The organism is Campylobacter hyointestinalis subsp. hyointestinalis, assembly GCF_013372145.1.
In the GTDB taxonomy this organism is placed as follows: domain Bacteria; phylum Campylobacterota; class Campylobacteria; order Campylobacterales; family Campylobacteraceae; genus Campylobacter; species Campylobacter hyointestinalis.
The window spans coordinates 1,440,440-1,462,619 of the sequence record NZ_CP053827.1; the positions used below are offsets into that span (position 1 = coordinate 1,440,440).

Consider the following 22,180-nt stretch of genomic DNA (forward strand, 5'->3'; position numbering starts at 1 on the left):
GGTAATAATTGAAAGAAATTTTAATAACAAACGATGATGGATTTGAAGCTTTAGGCATCAGAGCTTTAAGAAATGCTTTAAAAGACATAGCAAAAGTAACCGTAGTCGCTCCAAGTAGCGAAAAATCAGCTTGTTCGCACTCCATAACATTAACTCGTCCACTTAGATTTATACAGCTTGATGATGGCTTTTTTAAGCTTGATGACGCAACGCCGAGCGATTGTATATACCTTGCGCTTGAAACGATGTATAAACATAAAAAACCAGATCTTATCATAAGTGGTATAAATCACGGAGCAAATTTGGGCGAAGATATCACGTATTCAGGAACTTGTGGAGGTGCTATGGAAGGTACTTTACAAGGCGTAGCGTCTATGGCGATATCTCTTTTATATAAAAACGATAGCATAGACAAATACGGTTTTGATCTAGCTTGCGAGATCAGCGCAGACATAGTAAAGAGTATATTTGAAAAAGGCTTTCCGCTAAATGGTAGAGAGTTTTTAAATTTAAACATTCCAGCAGTCCCAAAAAGCGAATACAAAGGGCTAAAAATAGTCCCAGCAGGACATCAAGCATATAATACAAACGCCGAACTTCATAGAAATCCAAGAGGACTAGAGTACTACTGGCTAGGAACGCCAAATATCCACTATCACGAAGATAACGAAAACGAGTGTGATTTAGTAGCCGCATTTGATGGATATGCATCTCTAACCCCTATAAAGCTTGATATGACGGCTCATCATAGTATAAATAGACTAAAAAGCTGGATCTGATGCAAATAGCAGATAGATTTACAAGAGCAAAATGGCTCTTTGGAGATAAATTTGATAAATTAAGCAAAGCAAAGATTCTTGTATGCGGATGTGGCGGCGTAGGTGGCGTATGTGCGGACGCGCTTTATAGGAGCGGAGTAACAAATTTAACCCTTATCGACTGCGATAAATTCGACATAACAAATCAAAATCGCCAAATAGGAAGCGAGTTTGTAGGAGAACTCAAAACAGACGTATTTGCTAGGCTATATCCAGGCATAAAAACGATAAATTTAAGACTAACTCCTGAAGTAATAAACGAGTTTAATTTTGACAACTTCGACCTTGTCATCGACTGCATAGACGATATCCCAGCTAAAATAGCAATAGCTAAAATTTGTTATAAAAAACTACTTAGCTCAATGGGTGGGGCAAAACGCACTGATCCAGCGCAAATAAAAGTCGCAAGTATCTGGAAAACCATAAACGATCCATTTGCTAGAAAAATTAGATATGAGCTTAAAAAAGCGGGATTTAAGGGAGATTATAAGGTAGTTTTCTCAACAGAAGCACCAAATTGCGTAAATTTAGGAAGCTTTATAGGCGTAACAGCGAGTTTCGGACTAAACTTAGCAAGCCTAGCTATAAAAAAGATCATAAATGCTTAATTTTTGGCAAAATTTTATGGTTTTACATAATCCAGTAAAAACAGAACCAAACTTAAGCAAAGTAGCAGGAAATAACGGCGAAAGCGAGTTTGCCGAGCTACTTGGGCAGATAAAACGAATTCGCGTATTTAAAAACAAACGCATAAAAGATGATGGCGCAGGTCTTCACGAGATAGATTTTATCGTGCTTGATGGTAAAAAAATTTATCTCATAGAGATCAAAAACTGGTCTGGAAGTGTCAGCGTAAATGAAGATGATCAATGGATACAAAATAGCAAACAAAAAAGTATAAATCACTCAAATCCACTCAAAAAACTACTTAGAAATACGTCATTTTTCGTCGCTCACTTAAGATCTCTTGGCTTTGATCTAAAAGGTTATGAAATATATCCGCAAGTTATTTTTATGAATAACTCTTTAAGGCTCGCAAAGGAGCTAAAAAACAGCATTTATATAAAAACTGGTAGAGATTTTTTAGCTATGCTAAACAGAAAAAAGAGATTTTTAAAATTCAAAAAGCAAGTAACGTTTGATGAAAAATTAGTAAATATCCTAAACTCTCTAACAATATTTTCAAAACTACACTTATACGGTGGTGCTGAGCTTTGCGGAAATATCAGGTACTTTGTGATAAACGGTAAAAGAACAAGGTTGCCAAAACATTTTAGAACAAATTGTTCTCTTAAATGGAACAGAAAAATTCCATTTAGCTTTTTAAGCTCACTGATAGGTAAAAAGAAAAAACTAAAGATAAAATCAAAAATATTTAAAGTAAAACCAAACGATAGCGTTGGATTTGTAGAAGCAGGGAAAAGTGGCGTTAAGCTCATAAAGTTTGGAATAATAGAAAAAATAGTCAAAGACGACGAAACTTAGTGCCAAATTTTTCAAAAAACGGATACTATATGGCTTATCTGATTTTTAATAAATTCGTGGTTGAAAGTCTATAAATTTTTGAAGGTGCAAGCTCCTTAAAATCACTGTCTAAAATAACGTCTGCACTATTTTTTGCAAATTCTAAGTCAAATTTTTGCCCATGAAGATTTGCACTACTTGAATACACCCAGCCTATTTTATCTAAAAATTTAGCATGATCGCAGTCTTTGATAACACGAAGAGCTTTTGAATTTGGATAAATAAAAGTCGTTTTTTTAGCACGTCTGACAAGGTTTTTAAACTTGCAAGGAACCCTAGCAAAGTTTTTTAACATTTTAAATTTACTTACGCAAATAAGGCAAGGCTGATCCAAAGGGCGATTTTTAAGTCTATTTAGCTCTTCTAAATCTTGGCTTAAAAAGCCGACCGTAGTATCTGTCTGAGCCAAATAAATCATAAAATCTCTATCCTAGCCCTCAAATCAGCAACGCCCTCATAAACCGCACTCGTAACTATAGCGTTTATGCCTGTTTTTGCGTACTGCGCGGCATTTGACTCATTTATACCACCAGCAGCTAAAATGATGGCATCGATGAAATTTGTATTTTTAAATTCAACCACTCTTTTTACTTCATCTACGCTCATCTTATCACACTGCACACCATCACTTCCGGCTTTTAAAGCCGCTTTTGCAAACTCTAAATCACTAGCCTCGACGATGATTTTTCTCTCGCAAAGTCTCTTTTTAAATTTAGAGATATCAGATAAAAACTCATCTAAACTCTTATAAGCATTTGTATGGTTTTCAAAAAACAAAACACTATCGCTAAGCCCAAGCCTATGCACTTTTGCCCCACCCTCAAGCGCAGCTTTTAAGCAGAGTTTCTTTGCAAAAGGAAAAACTTTCCTAGTAACCAAAACTTCGCAGTCTGGACTAGCTTCTTTTACTATTTTTACTACCATATTTGCACTAGTTGCGATACCACAAGCATATTCGAGTAAATTTTGAATAGTCTTATATATGGCGTGAAGCTCACTAAAATCGCCGATCACGCTTAAAACTTGAGTGCCACTTTTTACTTCCATAGAGTTTTTAAAATCCGAATAAAACTCAAGCTCTCTTGCTTTACAAATTTGACTCACTGCATCTAAACAACTAAGCGTTATCTCTCCTCTGGAGCTTATGGAAAGCTCTGCTTTTGCTCCAGTTTCCATAAGCTCAGTGGTAAGATCGTTAAAAGGGATATCGCTTTTTACGAGATCTTCTAGCTCCAAACTACTAAATTTAATCATTTTCCTAGATACTCTTGTAAGCTTTTTACTTCCAAAGCCGCTTCATTTGCACTGATCGAGCTAGCTGCGACTAAAGCTGCGTTCATATTTGTAAAATACGGGATCTTAAATCTAAGCACAGCTTGACGAATTTTATGTGCATCACTTGAGCTTGATTTGTTATCACTGGTATTTACAGCTAAAGCTATCTCGCCGTTTTTCAGTTTATCTTCTATATTTGGACGGCCTTCGCTTATTTTATAAACCATTTCACAAGGCACATTTGCAGCATTTAAAAATTTATACGTTCCACCAGTTGCAAGTACCGTAAATCCTAAGCTAACAAATTCTTTGGCTAGCAAAACTCCGCGCTCTTTGTCAGCGTCGGCTAGGCTGATAAAGACTTTTCCGCTGCTTGGAAGGCTGTTTTTGGCTGCGATCTGAGACTTCACAAAGCTCTTTGCAAAGCTATCACTTATGCCCATAACTTCGCCTGTGCTCTTCATCTCAGGACCCAAAATCAGATCGGCTCCGCTTAGTTTATTAAATGGAAATACACTCTCTTTTACACATATATGAGAGCTAATACTAGGCTTATAAATGCTTCCGCTTTTGCTAACTACACCAAATTTATCATAGAATTTAAGTGCTTCAAGTAAATTTCCTTGCCACATAACTCTAGTTGCTACTTTTGCCATAGGAATGCCTGTAGCCTTACTCACAAACGGCACCGTACGACTTGCGCGCGGATTTACTTCGATAATATAAAGCTCGTTTTGATACACTGCAAATTGTATATTCATAAGTCCGATTACGCCTAAATTTAGCGCGATATCTTTAGTACAAACCTCAACTTGACTTATGATATCTTTGCTTAAGTTTTGTGGTGGAAGTATGCTCGCGCTATCGCCACTGTGAATTCCCGCCTCTTCTATATGCTCCATAATAGAGCCTATATATACGTCTTTACCGTCACTTATCGCATCTACGTCTAGCTCAGTAGCGTCTTGTAAGAATTTATCTAAAAGTACCGGAGAGTGATTGCTCACTTTTACGGCTTCATTCATATACTCTTTAAGCTCACTCTCACTATGTACTCTTCTCATAGCGCGTCCGCCTAAAACATAGCTAGGACGAACAAGAACTGGATAACCTATAACAGAAGCTTTTTGCACGGCTTCTGATTCGCTAGTTGCTGTATCATTTTGTGGCTGTTTTACGCCTATTTTGCTTATAAACTCACTAAATTTCTTTCTATCTTCTGCTACGTCGATGACTCTGGCGCTCGTGCCTATTATCTTAGCGCCTATCATTGTAAGGCGTTTTGAAAACTTAAGAGGAGTTTGACCACCAAAATGCACTATAACGCCATCTGGTTTTTCACGTTCTATCACGGCTCTTAAATGTTCAAAATCTATCGGCTCAAAATACAAAATATCACTAGTATCATAGTCCGTTGAGACGGTTTCTGGGTTACAGTTGTACATTATAGTAGTGACGCCAAGATCGCGCAGAGCGTAGCTCGCATGTACACAACAATAGTCAAATTCTATGCCTTGACCTATTCTATTTGGACCACCGCCGATGATGAGAACTTTTTTATTTCCGTTATCTACTTTTAAATTTGGTAAATTCGGCGTGATATTAGTACTACTATAAAGATATGGCGTAAGCGCTTTAAACTCACCGCTACAAGTATCGACTTCTCTGTATTCTAAATCTAGATTATGCTTCATTCTAGCGTAATATATATCGTTTTGGCTAAGCTCGAGATTGTCTTTTTCATTTATAAGGATCGCTAACATCTTATCACTAAATCCCCAAGTTTTGGCTTTTCTTAGAAGTTCTTTATCATTTAAGATATCCATATCTACGCTTTTTTCAAATTCAGTTATTTCATAAATTTGATTTAAAAACCACGGATCGATCTTAGTTAGTTCATAAACTTCATCTACGCTTTTACCATTTCTAAAAGCTTGAGCTACATAAAGAATTCTCTTTTCATGTGCATTTCTAAGTCCAAATATGAGTTTTTCATCATCTAAATTTAGAAAATCAAATCCAGCATAGTCCTTTTCTAAAGAACAAAGAGCTTTTTGGATACTTTCTTTAAAGCTAGAACCTATCGCCATTACTTCGCCTACGCTTTTCATCGCAGTACCTAAGTAAGGGTTTGAGCCTGGAAATTTTTCAAATGTAAAGCGCGGGATTTTTGTTACTATATAATCTATCACTGGCTCAAAACTCGCTGGAGTACCGGTAATATCGTTTTTTATCTCATCAAGAGTAAAACCGACTGCAAGCATAGTAGCGACTTTGGCTATCGGATATCCTGTAGCTTTTGACGCAAGAGCCGAGCTTCTACTAACGCGCGGATTCATCTCAATCACGGTCATTCTGCCATTTTTTGGATTTATAGCAAACTGAACGTTGCTTCCGCCTGTATCTACGCCTATCTCACGTAGAATTTTAAAGCTAGCGTCTCTCATATGCTGATATTCTTTATCCGTAAGCGTTAAAGCCGGAGCTATAGTGATACTATCTCCAGTATGTACGCCCATAGGATCAAAGTTTTCTATAGAGCAGACGATTATGCAGTTATCATTTCTATCTCTGATAACTTCCATCTCAAACTCTTTCCAACCAAGCAAGCTCTCTTCTATCAAGATCTCACTTATAGGACTTGCGTCAAGTCCCCCTTGAGCTAACTCGCGAAAATCATCTATATTATAAGCTACACCGCTACCTGCTCCTCCAAGAGTATAACTAGCTCTTATAATAAGTGGAAATCCTATGTCAGTAGCTGCATTCATAGCCTCTTCCATATTGTAAGCATACATTGATTTTGGAAGATCCATACCTATTTTTAACATAGCTTCTTTAAATGCCACCCTATCTTCGCCTTTTTTGATGGCAGCCGGATTTGCACCTAGGAATTTAACATTTCCGAGCATATCTGCTTCATAAAGTTCCATAGCCACGTTTAGTGCTACTTGACCACCCATAGTAGGCAAGATAGCATCAACGTTTTCTTTTTTTATTATACGACTTATGCTCTCTTTTGTTATCGGCTCTACGTAAGTTGCGTCCGCAAAATCAGGATCGGTCATTATAGTAGCTGGATTTGAGTTTATAAGTACGACTCTATATCCTAACTCTTTTAATGTTTTTGCAGCTTGTGTCCCGCTATAGTCAAACTCACAAGCTTGACCGATAACTATAGGTCCACTTCCTATAAGCAAAATTGTCTTGATGTCTTCTCTTTTTGGCATTAATCTTCCTTTATAACAACATATAAATATGATGGAACCTCTATTTTATTATCCGGCTCAACTATAACACTTTTATACAGATCTTCTTCATTTACACTTATGACTTTTCCTACTGGAATACCTCCGAAAAATATACCATCCAATCCCGTAGTATACACCATATCTCCAGGCTTAGGATTTAGCCATCTAGATATGTATTTTATAACTATATTTTTATTATTTCCTTTTGCGATACCAGCTATTTTATTATTTCCTATATATACGGAAAATATCGAATTTGGATCAGTCTGCAAAAGACCTTGTGGGCTGCCGTCTTTATTTACAATGATACCAGCAGTCTTTCCTCTATATATCAACCCATAAATTTTATCCGGATCAAAATCTTTGAAATCTAACCAAACTTTATCATAATCGCCTATATTTACATAAGATAACGCTCTTGTTTGTTTGATTTTTGGTGAGTACTGCCCCACATTTCTATCGCTTAAGATATTGTTTAGTTCGTATGCAAAAGTAGATAGCAATGCGGCTGATTTTTCTAGTTCCGCATTTTGAGCCCTTAAAGCTCTGATTTCTTCAACTTGACGAAAGTGTTCGTTTATTTTGTTTTTTATCGAATTTATGAAATTATCATAAAAACCTATTGAAGAATTTGTACTATTTACAAAAATAGATCTCACATTTTCGCTAAAATATATAGAGGATAAAACAAAAAAACCGATAACTAAAATAAATTTTATCTTATTCTTCATTCATAAGTTGCTGAAGTAAGCCTATCTCCTCTAAAGCTTTTCCTGTTCCTTTAGCTACTGCTAAAAGCGGCTCATCTGCGACATAGACCGGAAGTTTTACTACATCTGCAAGATATTTATCTAGTCCACGTATCAAGGCTCCTCCTCCAGTTAGTACGACGCCTCGTTCTACTATGTCACCTGCTAAATCAGGCGGCATCATCTCTAAAACCGTTTTTAAAGCATCAGCTATCTCTTTTAGCGGCTCTCTCATAGCTTCTCTTACATCTTCGCTAGTAAGCTCTATCCTACTTAAAAGTCCGCCTACTTGATCTCTTCCTTTTACTACTATAGAAAGCTCTTTTGGAAGTTGGATAGCAGAGCCTATTTTGATCTTTATCTCTTCTCCGGTTCTCTCTCCGATCAATAAATTATACTTTTCTTTTATGTAATTCACTATGCTAGAATCAAGTTTATCCCCAGCAGTTCTTACAGACTTACTGATGACAAGACCGCCTAAAGATACAACTCCTATCTCAGTAGTACCACCACCGATATCTACTACAAGGCTACCTTGAGGCTCACGTATAGGTAAATTTGCTCCTATAGCTGCTGCCATAGGTTCTTCTATCAAAAATACCTCTCTTGCTCCTGCACTTAAAGCACTCTCACGAACAGCCTTTCTCTCTACTTGAGTAAGACCATAAGGCACAGAGATGATAATCCTAGGACGCAAAAAGCTTTTTCTTTTATGAGTTTTTTCTATAAAATACCTGATCATTTTTTCAGTCATATCAAAATCAGCTATCACACCATCTCTCATAGGACGGATAGCTTCTATATCACCCGGAGTTTTGCCGACCATTTCTTTAGCGTCATGTCCAACTGCTAAAATCTTTTGTTTTCCATATTTTTCTCTTTGAACTGCAACAACACTTGGCTCGTTTATAACAATGCCTTTGTCTTTTACAAGCACAAGAGTATTTGCAGTACCAAGATCTATTCCCATATCGCTTGAAAAAAATCCAATAATTTGATCTAAAATCATAATCGTCCTTTAAATTTGTGTTTTTATTAGCAGTGGTTTATCTTTACCTAAGACTACGTCTTTTGATATCACGACGTCATAGTCTTTGAGTTCTGGAAGGTCAAACATAATATCAGTCATCATCTCTTCCATAATGCTTCTAAGTCCCCTAGCACCTGTTTTTCGCTTGATAGCTAGTTCTGCTACTGCGCGAACGGCGTCATCATCGAATTTAAGATTTGCGCCATCTATCGAAAATAGTTTTTGGTATTGTTTTAAAAGTGCATTTTTCGGCTTAGTTAGAATTTGAACCATATCATCTATGGTTATCTCATTTAAAGTTGCAATCGCGTGCAAACGTCCTATAAGCTCTGGAATTAGTCCAAAATGAACCAAATCGTCTGGTTCAACTAAATTTATCAAATTTATCTTATCGTTACGACCTCGTTTTTCTTGTCCAAAGCCAAGCACGTTTTTACCGATCCTTCGCTCTATGATATCGCTTAATCCATCAAACGCTCCGCCGCAAACAAACAGGATATTTGTAGTATCTATCTGGATAAATTCTTGATTTGGGTGCTTTCTGCCACCTTTTGGAGGGATATTTACTTGGCTTCCTTCTATGATCTTAAGAAGTGCTTGCTGGACTCCCTCTCCGCTCACGTCACGTGTGATAGAACGATTTTCGCCCATTCTAGCTATCTTATCTACTTCATCGACAAAAACTATACCTTGCTGCGCCCTTGTTACATCGCCATCAGCTGCTTGCAAAAGCTTCGTAAGTATATTTTCAACATCTTCTCCGACGTATCCCGCTTCTGTTAAGCTAGTAGCGTCACAAATCGCTATAGGAACATCTAAAAACCTTGCTAAAGTCTGAGCCATAAGCGTTTTACCGCTTCCAGTAGGACCGATAAGCAAGATATTTGATTTTGATATTTCCGTATCGTCATTGGCGTCTGTTTGTTTAAAAATTCTTTTATAATGATTATAAACACCTACGCTAAAAACTTTTTTTGCTTTTTCTTGACCTATCACATAGCTATCTAAAACTTCTTTTAAAAGTTTTGGGGTTATATCTTTATAATTTTTATTTGTATCATTGCTGGTATAGTCACTTTCTTCTCCGTGTATAGCAGCGTAACCCGCGTCTATACAATACTCGCATATGAAAGCGCTATCGGTTTCATTTGCTAAAAGCTTTCTATCGCTTCCTTCGCTTTCTCCGCAAAAACTACACTTTCTAGCCATTAATCTTTTCCTTTTTCAAGCGGGATTCCCCTTTTTGTATTGATTATAAATTCACACATTTTTTTTGCATATTCATTCGGATTTGAGCTCAAAAGTTCCGCAGCTCTATCTTTCAAGCCTCCACCGCTTCTAAATAAAAATTTATAAGCTTTATTTATCTCTTCAACGATCTCTTTATCAAATCTACGACGAATTCCTACTAAATTTAAACTTCTTATGTAAGCCCTATTTCCTTCTGCCAAACAAAATGGCACTATGTCTTGAGATAGAGCCGAAGCACCTGCTATCATACAGCTTTCGCCTATCTTTACAAACTGATGTACTGGAGTAAGTCCACCGATAACGACGTGGTCATCTACTTCGACATGTCCGGCTAGAGTTACGTTATTTGCTAAAATTATATTATCTTTAAGTATGCAATCATGTGCGATATGAACGTATGCCATTATAAAAGCATTATCGCCGATCCTCGTAAAACCATCACCTTTTTTTGTTCCTGAGTTGATAGTACAAAACTCGCGGATAGTAGCATTTGAACCTATCCTAACACCGCCTAGATCTTCAGGCGAGTAACTTACGTCTTGAGGTATATCGCCTACGATAGCATAGCTGTAAATTTTACTTTTACTTCCTATATGCGTATCTCCGACTATCCTAGCGCCTTGTTTTACCACTACTTCATCGCCTAAAACCGCGTCTTTGCTTATAAACGCATAAGGCTCGACCACGCAACCTTCACCTAAAATCGCACCGTCTTGTACGACTGCTGTTTTGTGGATATTATTCATGTAAACCAGTCTTATTTATCGACTATCATAGCTTTTAGTTCGGCTTCAGCTACTAACTTATCATCTACAAAAGCAAGACCGTCCAAAACCCAGATATTTCCTTTGTGTTTTAAAACCTCTAAACGATACTCTAGTCTATCTCCTGGACGAACCGGATTTCTAAATTTAGCCCTATCTATGCTCATAAAATATACTACTTTATTTTCTATGCTCATATTGCTTGTATCTTCTACGCTTTTAAATGCTAGAATTCCACCTGCTTGAGCCATACCTTCTATTATCATAACGCCCGGATATATAGGATGTCCTGGAAAATGACCTTGAAAAATTTGCTCTCCTATGGTCACGTTTTTATATGCTTTTACACTTTTGCCCACTTCTAGTTCGCAAACTCTATCTATCAGCAAAAACGGATATCTGTGCGGTAAAATTTTTTGGATTTCGACTACATCTATCATAAATACGCCCTTCATTGATATAAACTCTGAATTTTATCAAAAATTAGCAAATAGTTACATAAAACGAAGTGTAAAATAGATAAAAAAATGAAAAATTTATATATGTTTTATATTTAAATTTGTCGTGTTATTTAAATTTAAAATCACACAAGTAGTATTTTAAATTTGAATATTTTTTAAATTTTGTAGGATTAGGCAAGTGATCTGGAGAAATATTCTATCGTAAATTTAAATAGTAGGTTATAATATATCCATATAAAATCCAAAATCTAAGGAGATATTATGGAAAATAAACATAATGATAAAGATAGAAGAAATTTCATCAAAAAAACAGCTACGATAACTGCTGCAGTAGCGCTTGGCGGAACATCAAACGTATTTGGTGCGTCGAACTGGGATAGTTCAAAAGCAGGTGTAAGATCTCGCGGATGGGCTGCTTTTGTGAAACGGGAATTCTAAGACCTTGGGAATTCACAAGGAGACCACTAGGAGATGATGATATACTTATAGATATCAAATTTGCTAGTATTTGTCACTCAGACATTCATCAGATGAAAGGCGACTGGGGTAAACAAGTCTATCCACAAGTCCCCGGCCACGAGATAGTAGGTATCGTTAGAGAAATAGGCAAAAACGTTACCAAATTCAAAGTCGGCGACAGAGCAGGAGTCGGCTGTATGGTAGATACGGATCTAAACAGCTGTAAAAACGGTGGCGAGCAGTACTGCAAAGATGCTATCTTTACCTACGGATATCCAGACAAAAGAGAGCCTACTACCATAAGTCAAGGCGGTTACTCTACAAATTTAGTCGTAAATGCTCACTTTGCAGTACATATCCCTGAAAACATCAGCTTTGAGCAAGCAGCGCCGCTACTTTGTGCAGGAGTGACAACATACTCACCACTTATGAAATACAAGATAAAAAAAGGCGACAAAGTCGGCGTAGCTGGTATCGGAGGACTTGGACATATGGCTGTTAAGATAGCCATTAGCAAAGGCGCCGAAGTCATCGCATTTACCACTACTGCAGACAAAGTAAAAGACATACTAAGTTTTGGCGCAAAAGAAGTAGTAGTCGTAGATAATCTCTCGAAGCTAGAAGCTTATAATCAAAAATTAGATTATATGATAAGCACTATTCCAGCGCAATTTGACATCGCAGCTTACGCTAGTTGCGTAAAACCATTTGGGACATTTACTCAAGTAGGAATGCCTCCTAAATTTGAGCTAACATTGCAAAACCTAGGACTAGCCGCTACTAGAGTAAATTTCACAGCTTCGCTCATCGGCGATATGCGTGAAACACAAGACGTCGTGGATTACTGTGCTAAAAAAAAGATATATCCAAATATAGAGATCATAGATGCAAAAGAGATAAACGACGCGTGGAAAAAAGTACTGAACAAAGAAGCCAGATATAGATACGTGATCGATTCGGCTACTATATAGATAGGAAATTTATGAAAAAGTTTATATTTTTATGGTATTAACTTTAGGAGTAGCTATGAGTGCTGGCGAAGTCATCAAGCTCAAATTCAACAATATCCAAACATTAGTAGATATGGAAGAAAGTGAAGCTTCAAAAGAGTTTATAGCTATGCTTCCTTTAAGCCTAAAATTTAGCGACTATGCAAATAAAGAAAAGATAGCGAATTTACCTACTCCGCTCACGGCTAAAGGCTCGCAATACTACACTCCGCAAATCGGCGATCTGTTTTACTTTTCGCCCTGGGGAAATATAGGTATATTTTATGATAAACAGTTGCCAAATAGCGCCCTTGTACCACTTGGCAAGCTAAGAGATAAGATAAAAGAGCTAAGCCTTATAGAAAATGATTTTGAAATCACTTTCACAAAAGACTAACACATAAAGCCAAATTCAAATTTGGCTTTTTCAAATTTAAATCAAATTTAATTCAATTCAAATTTAAACCCAAAAATCAAATAAAATAGAAAATAAATAAAAATATGAGTGTCAAAACGGCCAAATTCTAAAATTTAGCCGTTTTCAAAGGTCGCTAAAACTCATTTAGCAACCTAAGCTTAAATTTATCATTTTAAAATCAAATTTTAAGCCATTTAAAACATTGTGTTGTTATTTTGACTTTTTTCAGGGATATCTTGGATCCCAGTGCTCTACTATCTTGCCATCTTTAACACGGAAAATATCCATAGCCGCTTGTCCCCTATCATCAGCATTTAGCTTGATATGGTTGTGGATGAAGACCAAATCGCCATCTGCGCCGATATGCTTGATCTGTGCACTGCTGTCTGGAAATTCTTTGAAAAAGCCGCTTATACCATCTTTAAACGCACTTCTGCCATCTTTGAAGTATGGATTGTGTTGAATGTATTTTTCATCGACAATTTCATCTATAACAGAAATTTTGTGTTCGTTAAAAACAGCATTCCAGAAATTTTGAACTAAAATTTTGTTTTTAGCAGCACTAAATTGCGAACTTGTTAGCAAGGTCGCCCCGCTCATACTTTTGCCGTGCATATCTATCTCAGACGCCGCTATAATGCAAACTGTAGTGATAAAACAAAGAATAAATTTTTTCATTTTTGTCCTTTTTTTGGTTGATTTTTTAAGATGGGATTATATTAAATTTAACTAAATAATGCCAATCATAAAAGTGTAATTTTATGCTTTAAATAATTTAAATTTATCGATTAAATATTGGTTTTATCAGATTTGGTCTTGGTAGAAATTTTTGGAATTACAAGATTTTTGAAATGGTTTTGTTAATTATGAAATTCAAAAAAGTACAAAAAATCAATCTAAATTTTATAAAACATAACTCCAGCTAGATCAAATTCTTTTGCTTCACCATTACTAAGCAAGATATCTAAATTTGCTTTTGAGCTAGGCGAGAAATTGTTCTCTATGTCAAATTTGCTTTGAGGTCTTAGTTTTAGAAGTTTTCTTAGCTCATCAAGGCTAAAATCAAGCTTTTCTCCGAGTGCTTTTTTTGTAGCTACGCAAACTTTAGACGCCGTTATAAGGCTAGAAAGCTTGTACAATAAATCGCTCGAAATACCTTTGACATCGTGCGCAGGCGGTCTATCAATGCTGCTTATATCCACTCTATCAGGACGGATACTTTCGTAAGCTTTATTTAGAGCTTTAAACTCACTCTCATTGTCGTTAAAACCACTTACTACAAGGACTTCTAAGATGAGTTTTCCTCTGAATTTATCTCTAAATTCACTCATCTTTTCTACTATCAAGTCGGTGCTATAGTTTTTTATAGCTCTGTCTATTTTCCTAAAAGTCTTTTGGACAACGCTATCAAGACTAAATTTGACTATATCTAAATCTAAGAGCGCATCAAATTTATCACTATGCAAGACTGCGGTTCCATTGCTCAAAATAAGTGTTTTTTGTGTAGTTTTAATGGCATTTAACTCTTCTATCAGCTCTTTTAAATTTGGATAAAGGCTCGGCTCTCCGTTTGCGGTAAGCGTGATAACATCTACGTTTGGAAACTCTTTTAAAGCTTCTTTTAGCTCGCTTATGATGTCTTTTACTAAAGGCGGCTCTTCTATCATAGAAACGACTTTTGCACGGCTTAACTCACAATAAACACAGTCGAAATTACAGCACTTTTTAAATGGGCTTAAGTCGATCCCGAGTGAGCTACCAAATCTCCTGCTACTCACTGGACCGAATATATATTTGTATGATTTTTTAGGATAGCTCATTTACAATATTTTGCTGATTTTTCTTGAACTGATTTTATGAAGTATTTTGCATTTTCAACAGGAACATCAGGAAGTATGCCATGACCTAAGTTGAAAATATGCCTTGATCCACGCATAATGCTTAATATCTCACTTACGCCCTCATCTATGGCGTCTTTATTGTAAAGCCTTGTCGGTTCCATATTTCCTTGTAAAACATAGTTTTTACCAAGTATCTCTTTAGCATTCTTAAGTGGAGTACTCCAATCCACGCCAAATACGTCAAATTTACCTGTTATCTTACTCAAAAATCCACTGATCCCTTTTGGAAATACGATAACTGCGATATGCGGATAGCGCTCTTTTATATAATCAACTATCTCATTTATATAGCTAAATCCAAACTCCATATACGCACTCTCTTCTAACGCACTAGCCCAGCTATCGAAAATCTGCACCGCATCTACTCCGGCTTTTATCTGTTCTTCAAGGTAAAGCTTTAGAGCGTTCGTGACCTTACGAAGTATGGCGTGAAGAAGTTGCGGATTGTCATAAACCATCTTTTTGCTGATGTTATAAGTCTTTGTGCTACCACCTTCTATCATATATGTAGCTATCGTCCATGGAGCGCCACAAAATCCTATAAGAGCCTTATCCTTAGCTAGTTTATCTCTAGTTAGCTTTATAGTATCATATACATAATCTAGATGTTTTACGGCTCTTTCGGTGCTTAGTTTATCAAGATCTTCCATAGAGTTTATAGGATTTTCAAACACAGGACCTTCGCCTTTTACAAATTTAAGATCCATACCCATTTCAAGAGGAACAACTAAAATATCACTAAACATTATAGCAGCATCAACGCCTAAAATATCGACTGGTTGAAGCGTTACTTCACTAGCTTTTTTATAGTCTTTACATAAAGATAAAAAGTCGCCTGCTTGCTCTCTTACTTTCATATATTCTGGCAGATAACGTCCTGCTTGTCTCATCATCCATACCGGAGTATAGTCTGTGTGCTTTCCAAAACATGCGTCTATAAATATCATTTTAAATCCTTAATGAGTTGAACTTTTATGTAAAAAATATAATCCCAAGCAAAGTGCCAGTATAGAAACTGCCAGATACGCCATCTCAAGCGGAGTAGTAAATTTAGCGTGCAATACTCTTTGAAAAAAATTTACAACCAAAACCATAACGATAACTTTACCTATTTTATCTTTTAGCTGATCTAAACTATGGACTTCCAAAACTCTAGCTTGTCTTGTATTTTTTATGCCATCTATCTCACTGATAAAAAGCTCATAAATTCCAAAACTAAATATAAAAAACACCAAAGCCATAAGATAAAGATCAATCGCCCCTATGATAAGCCCTACGGCATCACTGTGCAAATCTATGCTATGATCGCCTAAAACTAGGTATTGCCATGCTTGAAGCATAACTTTGATGATATCATAGCTTGCTACCATAAACATAACAAATGAGCCGATAAGCCCAAAGACGACTGGTAAGATCGTTACAAATCTTGAATTCCAAAGTAATTTTTCAAAAATTTTTTCCAGCATTAAAATCCTCATATATTTTTTAGTATAGCATTGTATAAAAATAAATTAAATATTTTTTAAGACAAGCGGCAAGAAGCTAGGGCTTAAACCCCAGCTTCTTGTAGTTCGCACCATTTTTGTGCGATTCTTACTGCATTTGTAGCTGCTCCTACTCTTATTTGATCAGCCACGCACCAAAGATGTAAAATATTATCTTGATAGTTATCTTTTCTGATACGTCCAACATATGTTTCATTGGTATCACTAGCAAATATCGGCATAGGATATAGATCGTGCGCAGGATCGTCTTGAACTACTACGCTTGGCGCATTTTTTAAAACCTCTACTGCTTTAGCTACATTTACGTCTTTTTCAAAATGTATAGTTATACTCTCACTATGACTTCTAAGAACAGGAACACGAACGCAAGTAGCGCTTACTTCCATATTTCTATGTAATATTTTTTGTGTTTCATTGACCATTTTCATCTCTTCTTTTGTATAGTCGTTGTCTAAAAACACATCAATATGAGGTATAACATTTAGCGCGATTTGATGTTTAAATGCTTTTGGTTCGCACTCGTCTAGTTTAAACTCAAAAAACTTTTGCATTTGATAGACTAGCTCTTCCATACCTTTTTTACCAGCACCACTAGTAGCTTGATATGTACTCACATCTACTCTTTTTATACCAAATGTATCATCAAGGGGTTTTAGCACTTGAACCATTTGTATGGTTGAACAGTTTGGATTTGCTATGATGCCTTTTACATTCCACTTAGTTATATCCTCAGGATTACACTCAGGAACTACCAAAGGGACATCTGGATCCATTCTAAAATGGCTGGTATTGTCTATGACGACAGCTCCGCTAGCAGCCGCCAAAGGAGCAAAATGAGCTGAAATACTTCCACCTGCACTAAAAAATGCGATATCTATCTCATGTTCTTCAAAAACGCTATCTGTTAGCTCAAGAATAGTATAGTTTTGTCCCATAAATTCGATACTTTCTCCAGCACTTCTGCTGCTTGCTAGAGGCAAAATGCTACTAACTGGGAAATTCATCTCGTCTAAAACCCTAAAGATCTCTTCGCCGACTGCGCCTGTAGCGCCGACTACGGCTATTTTATATTTTCTCATTAATTCTACCTTAATGCAAATTTAATGGCTTATTCTATCTAAATTTAACTTAAATTTAAGGCTATTTTTTTGAGTATATAAACAAATCATCTTTTGAGATCTCTAACCCATCACTTAGTATAGCGGCGCGTTCGACTATGCTGATAAGCTCTCTGATATTGCCTGGATAATCATAGTTTTTAAGCTCGTTTAAAGCTTCCTCATCAAAACTCTTTTCTCCAAGAGAGTACTCATCGCAAGCTTTTTTGAGAGCAAAAAGCGCGATGCTTAGTATCTCGTCTCTTCGCTCACGAAGCGGTGGCACTAAAAGCGGGACTGTATTTAGTCTATAAAATAGATCTTCTCTAAACTCGCCATTTTTTATCTTATCTTGTAAATTTGCGTTGGTTGCACAAACGATGCGAACATCTATCTTGATAGGCTTGCTAGCTCCTACTCGCACGATCTCCCTCTCTTGCAAAGCTCGTAATAATTTTGGTTGTAAATTTATAGGCATCTCGCCGATTTCGTCTAAAAACAGAGTGCCACCATTTGCCAGCTCAAAAAGCCCTTTTTTGGTTGAAGTCGCGTCAGTAAATGCACCTTTTTCATAGCCGTAAAGCTCACTTTCAAGCAAATTTTCAGGGATTGCTGCCATATTTATAGCCATAAATGGCTCGTTTTTTCGTTTCGAGTTTTTATGTATAAAATTTGCAAAAAGCTCTTTACCCACACCGCTCTCGCCCATAATCATAACGCTTACATCAGTTCTTGCAGCTTTAGCTGCGATATCTAAGACTTTTTGGAGATTTGGTGAATTTCCTATAAAACTGCTTTCATCATCTACGTGCTCTTTTTTGACTTTTTGTTTTTGGCTTAAAACCTTAGTCCTTTTGATAGCAGTTACCAGCGTTTCAACGTCAAATGGTTTTGTAAGAAAATCTTTTACGCCAAGTCGTACGCTTTCTATAGCACGACTCAAAGTAGCATTTCCAGTCATAATGATGACATCAAATTTACCACCAAGCTCTTTTATAAACTCAAGGCCGTCGAGTCCTGGCATATTTATATCAGTCACTATAATATCAACATTATCATCAAGCTTTTTTAAAGCTTCAAGAGCGCTTTTATAGGCTTTTACATTAAACTCGTCATAATCCCCAAGAGCTATCTCTAAGGATTTTCTCATATTTATATCATCTTCAACTATTACGATATTCATCTTTTTTTACCTATTTATTTTGCTTATTATAGCGCCTAAGGGCTTAAAATCCACTATAAATCTTATAGGCAAAAGTGTCACACTAGTATGTGAATACATACGGTTCATATTCAATTTAACAGTATCATTTAATAAAATATCGCTGCTAGCAAAACATTCAAAAAGTTTTTCTTGATTTCGTTTTAAAAATGAGAGTGTGGATTCGTTTTCAAATTTAAACGAATCTATCTCGCATAAAAAAGTTCTTCTATGCGCGGGGCTTAAAACCATAGCTTTTGATATAGCTATGTTTTGGGATTTTATAAGATTATTTGATGATGAGTATTTTGCCCAAAAGATGAACTCCTCACCACCAAATACAAATACACAAAGCGCTATTAATAAGCAAAAAGCTCTTGCCACTTGTCTTTATCTAGTTTTAGTTCCATTTCAACACGGTAAAGACCGTCTTTGAAATCCTGATTTATAACAGCAGCGTTTTTTATAAGACCATTTACTCTAGCTTCTATTACGGAACTTTTTAGCATCGCATCTTTTACTGTTTCTTTACCATTTACCTTAACGCCAAAAAGTTTGCTGGCGAGCTGTCTATAACCATCGACCATAGCAGCTCTTTTTGCCAAGGCCTTAGCTTGAGCTGGGCTAACTGTATCCATAGGAGGAATTCCTTCTCCAATTACTGAAAATATAGCTTCTGGGGCTATTTCCATATCGGCTAGCATCTTATCTTCTTTGATGATATTTCTTAGGTCATCTTTATCTACTTTTTGGATCACTACTTCTTGATTTTCCGGACTTGAGCTAGATCCAACACAACCTGCAAAAATACCTGCCATAACTAGTAAAAATACTAACGGTTTCATACTTTTCTACCTTAAATTTAAATTAATTTATCTATTCTAAGCAAAATTTATTCCAAATTGCTTTCTTCTATTATTTCACTTTCTAAAATCTCATCATCAGACTCTTCTTTAGGACATCTTGCTATGCTGACGACTTCATCACCTTCTACATTTACGACTATTACGCCGCTTGTATTACGTCCAGCTTTTCTTATACTTTGCATATCGACTCTTATCATCTTGCCGCTTGATGTTAGCGCCATAAGATCCATCTCTTCATCGACCATCACGACACCTACTAACTCTTTTGTTTTTGGAGTTAGCTTCATACAAATGACACCTTTACCACCACGACTTTGCAAACGGTATTCATCAGCAGTCGTACGTTTACCGATACCTTTTTGGCTTACGCTTAATATCTCTTGAGAGTCATTTTCTATGACTACGGCTCCTACGACTTCATCGCCCGCTTCTTTAAATCTTATGCCGGTGACACCTCGACTAACTCTTCCTATCTGTCTTACTTTATGAAGAGCGAATTTGATACACATACCTTTTTTAGTCACGATAAACAGCATCTTACCAGAGTTGTCATCATCTTCTTCTATCTCATCATTTAGCACTTCAAGACTGTTTTCATCATCTTCTACGCCTTCAGCCCTTGTTTCGTAGAATTCGCCCGGTTCGCTATTTGCGATAAGAACTGTAACAAGCTCATCATCTTCATCTAAATTTATAGCTTTTACGCCGATTGAACGGATATTTTTGAACTCGCTTAAATTTGTACGTTTTACTATACCATTTTTAGTAAAGAATGCTAAAGATTTGCTCTCATCAAAATCTGTAGTAGGAATGATAGCCTTTATCTTTTCATCTGCTTGAAGCTGGATCAAATTTACCACCGCTTTGCCTTTTGCAGTGCGGCTACCTTCTGGTATTTTATAGACTTTGAGCCAGTAAAGCTGTCCGCGATCTGTTACAAACATAAGCGTATCATGGCTCATACAAGTAAAGAAACTCTCGATAAAATCATCTTCATAAGTAGTCACAGCTACTTTGCCTTTTCCACCTCGTTTTTGCTTTTCATAGCTCTTGCTAGGAACGCGTTTTATGTATCCGCGGTGAGTTATGGTAACTACCATATTTTCATTTGGTATAAGATCTTCTATATCGATATCATCATAATCATCGACTATCTCAGTGATGCGAGGGCATTTAAATTTAGATTTGATCTCTAAAAGCTCTTCTCTTATGATATTTTCTATCAAAGTTTCACTTTTTAGTATCGCATCTAGTTTTTCTATAAGTTCTAAAATCTCTTTTAGCTCTGCTTCTAATTTTTCTCTTTCAAGTCCAGTGAGTTTGCTGAGCCTCATATCGAGTATAGCGTTACTTTGTAACTCTGAAAGTCCAAATTTAGCCATCAAACCATCTCTTGCAGAGTTTGTATCTGCACTAGTTTTTATCAGATTGATAACCGCATCTATGTTATCAAGCGCTATTTTTAGCCCTTCTAGTATATGAGCTCTTGCACGCGCCTTTTGAAGTTCAAATATAGTACGTCTAATTATGACGGTTTTTCTATGATTTAAAAATAATCTTAAAAGCTCCATAAGAGAAAATACTTTTGGCTCTTTGTTGTTTATAGCAAGCATTATGACGCCAAAAGTTACTTCCATTTGAGTGGATTTAAAAAGATTATTTAGCACAATCTCGCTCATCGCGTCACGTTTTAGCTCGATGACTAGACGAATTCCATCCCTATCGCTCTCATCTCTGATCTCACTAATCCCATCGATCACTTTATCTTTTACAAGATCTGCTATGTCTGAGTGAAGTTTGGCTTTATTTACTTGATATGGGAGCTCATCGACTACGATCACGTCTTTGTTTGGTTTTTTTTCTATGTGAGTTTTGGCTCTTAGTTTTATACGCCCACGACCTGTTTTATAAGCCTCTAAAATACCTTTTTTACCAAATATTATTCCGCCTGTTGGAAAATCAGGCCCTTTTATATGAGTCATGATCTGATCTAAAGAGGCATCTTTATCATCTAAAAGAACAAGCAAACCATCTATTAATTCATCAAGGCTATGTGGAGGGATATTTGTAGCCATACCTACTGCGATACCACTACTACCATTTAGTAGCAAATTCGGTACGCGTGCAGGTAAAACATCAGGCTCACTTAAGCTATCATCATAGTTTGGGATAAAATCAACAGTATCTTTATCTAGATCTCTTAAAAGCTCTTCAGCCAAAACTGTCATTCTAGCTTCTGTATAACGCATAGCAGCCGCGCCATCCCCGTCGACTGAGCCAAAGTTTCCCTGTCCATCAACTGCAGGAACTCTCATAGAAAAGCTCTGAGCCATTCTAACTAGCGCGTCATATACGGCAGTATCGCCGTGTGGGTGATACTTACCGATAACATCTCCAACGATACGAGCAGACTTTTTGTACGGGCTACGACTTCCCACGCCAAGATCGTTCATAGCATAAAGTATGCGACGATGCACAGGCTTTAAACCATCCCTTGCATCTGGCAAAGCACGACCTATGATAACACTCATCGAATAGTCTAAGTAGCTAGTTTTTATTGAATCTTCGACATCTATAACATCGATATCTTGATTTGTATTAAAAATATTTTCTTCCATTTT

The 22,180-nt window shown here is 36.5% G+C and carries 23 protein-coding genes; 6 read left to right on the forward strand and 17 right to left on the reverse strand.

The genetic code is table 11. From position 1 onward, the window contains the following. Positions 1–8: 8 nt before the first annotated feature. Genes surE through CHHT_RS07415 form a run of 3 tightly spaced genes read left to right on the forward strand, consistent with a single transcriptional unit; the run spans position 9 to position 2,303 of the window. Complete coding sequence (surE, locus tag CHHT_RS07405) at positions 9–779, forward strand: 5'/3'-nucleotidase SurE (protein WP_059427234.1); 771 nt, start codon at positions 9–11, stop codon at positions 777–779. Further along, positions 779–1,426 (forward strand): tRNA threonylcarbamoyladenosine dehydratase, encoded by a 648-nt coding sequence (locus CHHT_RS07410; RefSeq protein WP_034962116.1) that lies wholly within the window; start codon positions 779–781, stop codon positions 1,424–1,426. The genes surE and CHHT_RS07410 overlap by 1 nt, the downstream gene beginning before the upstream one ends. Further along, a complete protein-coding gene (locus tag CHHT_RS07415; protein WP_034962114.1) occupies positions 1,419–2,303 on the forward strand; it encodes a nuclease-related domain-containing protein in 885 nt (294 codons plus the stop codon). Before CHHT_RS07410 ends, CHHT_RS07415 begins: the two co-directional genes overlap by 8 nt. Before the next feature lie 34 nt (positions 2,304–2,337). On the opposite strand, the gene CHHT_RS07420 is transcribed toward CHHT_RS07415, so the two are convergent. Genes CHHT_RS07420 through fabZ form a run of 8 tightly spaced genes read right to left on the reverse strand, consistent with a single transcriptional unit; the run spans position 2,338 to position 11,102 of the window. Continuing rightward, positions 2,338–2,760: a Sua5/YciO/YrdC/YwlC family protein gene (locus CHHT_RS07420; protein ID WP_034962111.1), complete on the reverse strand. Its 423-nt coding sequence runs from the start codon at positions 2,758–2,760 to the stop codon at positions 2,338–2,340. Further along, a complete protein-coding gene (locus tag CHHT_RS07425) occupies positions 2,757–3,596 on the reverse strand; it encodes a beta/alpha barrel domain-containing protein (RefSeq protein ID WP_034962109.1) in 840 nt (279 codons plus the stop codon). The genes CHHT_RS07420 and CHHT_RS07425 overlap by 4 nt, the downstream gene beginning before the upstream one ends. Then, positions 3,593–6,847, reverse strand: a complete 3,255-nt coding sequence (gene carB, locus CHHT_RS07430; RefSeq protein ID WP_034962107.1) for a carbamoyl-phosphate synthase large subunit — start codon at positions 6,845–6,847, stop codon at positions 3,593–3,595. Before carB ends, CHHT_RS07425 begins: the two co-directional genes overlap by 4 nt. Further along, complete coding sequence (gene mreC, locus CHHT_RS07435) at positions 6,847–7,599, reverse strand: rod shape-determining protein MreC (protein WP_034962105.1); 753 nt, start codon at positions 7,597–7,599, stop codon at positions 6,847–6,849. Before mreC ends, carB begins: the two co-directional genes overlap by 1 nt. Next, the gene (locus CHHT_RS07440) at positions 7,589–8,626 is read right to left on the reverse strand and encodes a rod shape-determining protein (protein WP_034962103.1); all 1,038 of its coding nucleotides are present in this window, start codon (positions 8,624–8,626) and stop codon (positions 7,589–7,591) included. The genes mreC and CHHT_RS07440 overlap by 11 nt, the downstream gene beginning before the upstream one ends. Before the next feature lie 9 nt (positions 8,627–8,635). Continuing rightward, entirely contained in the window at positions 8,636–9,856 is a 1,221-nt protein-coding gene (gene clpX, locus CHHT_RS07445) for an ATP-dependent Clp protease ATP-binding subunit ClpX (RefSeq protein ID WP_034962100.1), read from the reverse strand. Then, a complete protein-coding gene (gene lpxA, locus CHHT_RS07450; RefSeq protein WP_034962098.1) occupies positions 9,856–10,644 on the reverse strand; it encodes an acyl-ACP--UDP-N-acetylglucosamine O-acyltransferase in 789 nt (262 codons plus the stop codon). The genes clpX and lpxA overlap by 1 nt, the downstream gene beginning before the upstream one ends. A gap of 11 nt (positions 10,645–10,655) precedes the next feature. Next, positions 10,656–11,102, reverse strand: coding sequence for a 3-hydroxyacyl-ACP dehydratase FabZ (gene fabZ, locus CHHT_RS07455; RefSeq protein WP_034962095.1), 447 nt, complete (start codon positions 11,100–11,102; stop codon positions 10,656–10,658). Between the two features lie 282 nt (positions 11,103–11,384). Here fabZ and CHHT_RS09230 point away from each other — a divergent pair, with 282 nt between their 5' ends. From CHHT_RS09230 to CHHT_RS07465, 3 genes are read left to right on the forward strand one after another with little or no spacing between them, the layout of a single operon-like run. Further along, on the forward strand, positions 11,385–11,561 hold the full coding sequence (locus tag CHHT_RS09230; protein ID WP_232051115.1) for a twin-arginine translocation signal domain-containing protein: 177 nt from the start codon (positions 11,385–11,387) through the stop codon (positions 11,559–11,561). Beyond that, a complete protein-coding gene (locus CHHT_RS07460) occupies positions 11,531–12,553 on the forward strand; it encodes an NAD(P)-dependent alcohol dehydrogenase (RefSeq protein ID WP_232051116.1) in 1,023 nt (340 codons plus the stop codon). The genes CHHT_RS09230 and CHHT_RS07460 overlap by 31 nt, the downstream gene beginning before the upstream one ends. 55 nt (positions 12,554–12,608) lie before the next feature. Continuing rightward, positions 12,609–12,968 (forward strand): cyclophilin-like fold protein, encoded by a 360-nt coding sequence (locus CHHT_RS07465; RefSeq protein WP_051663722.1) that lies wholly within the window; start codon positions 12,609–12,611, stop codon positions 12,966–12,968. Between the two features lie 246 nt (positions 12,969–13,214). Here the strand turns inward: CHHT_RS07465 and CHHT_RS07470 are convergent, their stop codons facing one another. The 9 genes from CHHT_RS07470 to gyrA form a co-directional block, all read right to left on the reverse strand. Then, positions 13,215–13,667, reverse strand: a complete 453-nt coding sequence (locus CHHT_RS07470) for a nuclear transport factor 2 family protein (RefSeq protein WP_234945119.1) — start codon at positions 13,665–13,667, stop codon at positions 13,215–13,217. 218 nt (positions 13,668–13,885) lie between these two features. After that, the gene (locus CHHT_RS07475) at positions 13,886–14,809 is read right to left on the reverse strand and encodes a radical SAM protein (protein ID WP_034962090.1); all 924 of its coding nucleotides are present in this window, start codon (positions 14,807–14,809) and stop codon (positions 13,886–13,888) included. Beyond that, on the reverse strand, positions 14,806–15,837 hold the full coding sequence (gene hemE / locus CHHT_RS07480) for a uroporphyrinogen decarboxylase (RefSeq protein WP_034962088.1): 1,032 nt from the start codon (positions 15,835–15,837) through the stop codon (positions 14,806–14,808). The genes CHHT_RS07475 and hemE overlap by 4 nt, the downstream gene beginning before the upstream one ends. A gap of 9 nt (positions 15,838–15,846) precedes the next feature. Then, a complete protein-coding gene (locus CHHT_RS07485) occupies positions 15,847–16,356 on the reverse strand; it encodes a YqhA family protein (RefSeq protein ID WP_034962086.1) in 510 nt (169 codons plus the stop codon). Positions 16,357–16,439: 83 nt separating this feature from the next. After that, positions 16,440–17,474 carry an aspartate-semialdehyde dehydrogenase gene (locus CHHT_RS07490; protein WP_034962083.1) on the reverse strand — a complete coding sequence of 345 codons (1,035 nt, stop codon included), beginning with the start codon at positions 17,472–17,474 and terminating at the stop codon, positions 16,440–16,442. A gap of 61 nt (positions 17,475–17,535) precedes the next feature. Next, the gene (locus CHHT_RS07495) at positions 17,536–18,675 is read right to left on the reverse strand and encodes a sigma-54-dependent transcriptional regulator (protein WP_034962081.1); all 1,140 of its coding nucleotides are present in this window, start codon (positions 18,673–18,675) and stop codon (positions 17,536–17,538) included. A 6-nt stretch (positions 18,676–18,681) separates the two neighbouring features. Further along, complete coding sequence (locus CHHT_RS07500) at positions 18,682–19,077, reverse strand: hypothetical protein (protein WP_034962079.1); 396 nt, start codon at positions 19,075–19,077, stop codon at positions 18,682–18,684. Continuing rightward, a complete protein-coding gene (locus CHHT_RS07505) occupies positions 19,053–19,538 on the reverse strand; it encodes an LPP20 family lipoprotein (RefSeq protein ID WP_034962076.1) in 486 nt (161 codons plus the stop codon). Before CHHT_RS07505 ends, CHHT_RS07500 begins: the two co-directional genes overlap by 25 nt. A gap of 47 nt (positions 19,539–19,585) precedes the next feature. Then, the gene (gyrA, locus tag CHHT_RS07510; RefSeq protein WP_034962074.1) at positions 19,586–22,177 is read right to left on the reverse strand and encodes a DNA gyrase subunit A; all 2,592 of its coding nucleotides are present in this window, start codon (positions 22,175–22,177) and stop codon (positions 19,586–19,588) included. Between the last annotated feature and the right edge of the window lie 3 nt (positions 22,178–22,180).

What these genes read in the sequence shown, in the direction of transcription:
- CHHT_RS07410 (WP_034962116.1), top strand. Translation starts at nt 779, where the DNA reads ATGCAAATAGCAGATAGATTTACAAGAGCAAAATGGCTCTTTGGAGAT.
- CHHT_RS07415 (WP_034962114.1), top strand. Translation starts at nt 1,419, where the DNA reads ATGCTTAATTTTTGGCAAAATTTTATGGTTTTACATAATCCAGTAAAA.
- CHHT_RS07420 (WP_034962111.1), bottom strand. Translation starts at nt 2,760, where the DNA reads ATGATTTATTTGGCTCAGACAGATACTACGGTCGGCTTTTTAAGCCAA.
- CHHT_RS07425 (WP_034962109.1), bottom strand. Translation starts at nt 3,596, where the DNA reads ATGATTAAATTTAGTAGTTTGGAGCTAGAAGATCTCGTAAAAAGCGAT.
- carB (WP_034962107.1), bottom strand. Translation starts at nt 6,847, where the DNA reads ATGCCAAAAAGAGAAGACATCAAGACAATTTTGCTTATAGGAAGTGGA.
- mreC (WP_034962105.1), bottom strand. Translation starts at nt 7,599, where the DNA reads ATGAAGAATAAGATAAAATTTATTTTAGTTATCGGTTTTTTTGTTTTA.
- CHHT_RS07440 (WP_034962103.1), bottom strand. Translation starts at nt 8,626, where the DNA reads ATGATTTTAGATCAAATTATTGGATTTTTTTCAAGCGATATGGGAATA.
- clpX (WP_034962100.1), bottom strand. Translation starts at nt 9,856, where the DNA reads ATGGCTAGAAAGTGTAGTTTTTGCGGAGAAAGCGAAGGAAGCGATAGA.
- lpxA (WP_034962098.1), bottom strand. Translation starts at nt 10,644, where the DNA reads ATGAATAATATCCACAAAACAGCAGTCGTACAAGACGGTGCGATTTTA.
- fabZ (WP_034962095.1), bottom strand. Translation starts at nt 11,102, where the DNA reads ATGATAGATGTAGTCGAAATCCAAAAAATTTTACCGCACAGATATCCG.
- CHHT_RS09230 (WP_232051115.1), top strand. Translation starts at nt 11,385, where the DNA reads ATGGAAAATAAACATAATGATAAAGATAGAAGAAATTTCATCAAAAAA.
- CHHT_RS07460 (WP_232051116.1), top strand. Translation starts at nt 11,531, where the DNA reads ATGGGCTGCTTTTGTGAAACGGGAATTCTAAGACCTTGGGAATTCACA.
- CHHT_RS07465 (WP_051663722.1), top strand. Translation starts at nt 12,609, where the DNA reads ATGAGTGCTGGCGAAGTCATCAAGCTCAAATTCAACAATATCCAAACA.
- CHHT_RS07470 (WP_234945119.1), bottom strand. Translation starts at nt 13,667, where the DNA reads ATGAAAAAATTTATTCTTTGTTTTATCACTACAGTTTGCATTATAGCG.
- CHHT_RS07475 (WP_034962090.1), bottom strand. Translation starts at nt 14,809, where the DNA reads ATGAGCTATCCTAAAAAATCATACAAATATATATTCGGTCCAGTGAGT.
- hemE (WP_034962088.1), bottom strand. Translation starts at nt 15,837, where the DNA reads ATGATATTTATAGACGCATGTTTTGGAAAGCACACAGACTATACTCCG.
- CHHT_RS07485 (WP_034962086.1), bottom strand. Translation starts at nt 16,356, where the DNA reads ATGCTGGAAAAAATTTTTGAAAAATTACTTTGGAATTCAAGATTTGTA.
- CHHT_RS07490 (WP_034962083.1), bottom strand. Translation starts at nt 17,474, where the DNA reads ATGAGAAAATATAAAATAGCCGTAGTCGGCGCTACAGGCGCAGTCGGC.
- CHHT_RS07495 (WP_034962081.1), bottom strand. Translation starts at nt 18,675, where the DNA reads ATGAATATCGTAATAGTTGAAGATGATATAAATATGAGAAAATCCTTA.
- CHHT_RS07505 (WP_034962076.1), bottom strand. Translation starts at nt 19,538, where the DNA reads ATGAAACCGTTAGTATTTTTACTAGTTATGGCAGGTATTTTTGCAGGT.
- gyrA (WP_034962074.1), bottom strand. Translation starts at nt 22,177, where the DNA reads ATGGAAGAAAATATTTTTAATACAAATCAAGATATCGATGTTATAGAT.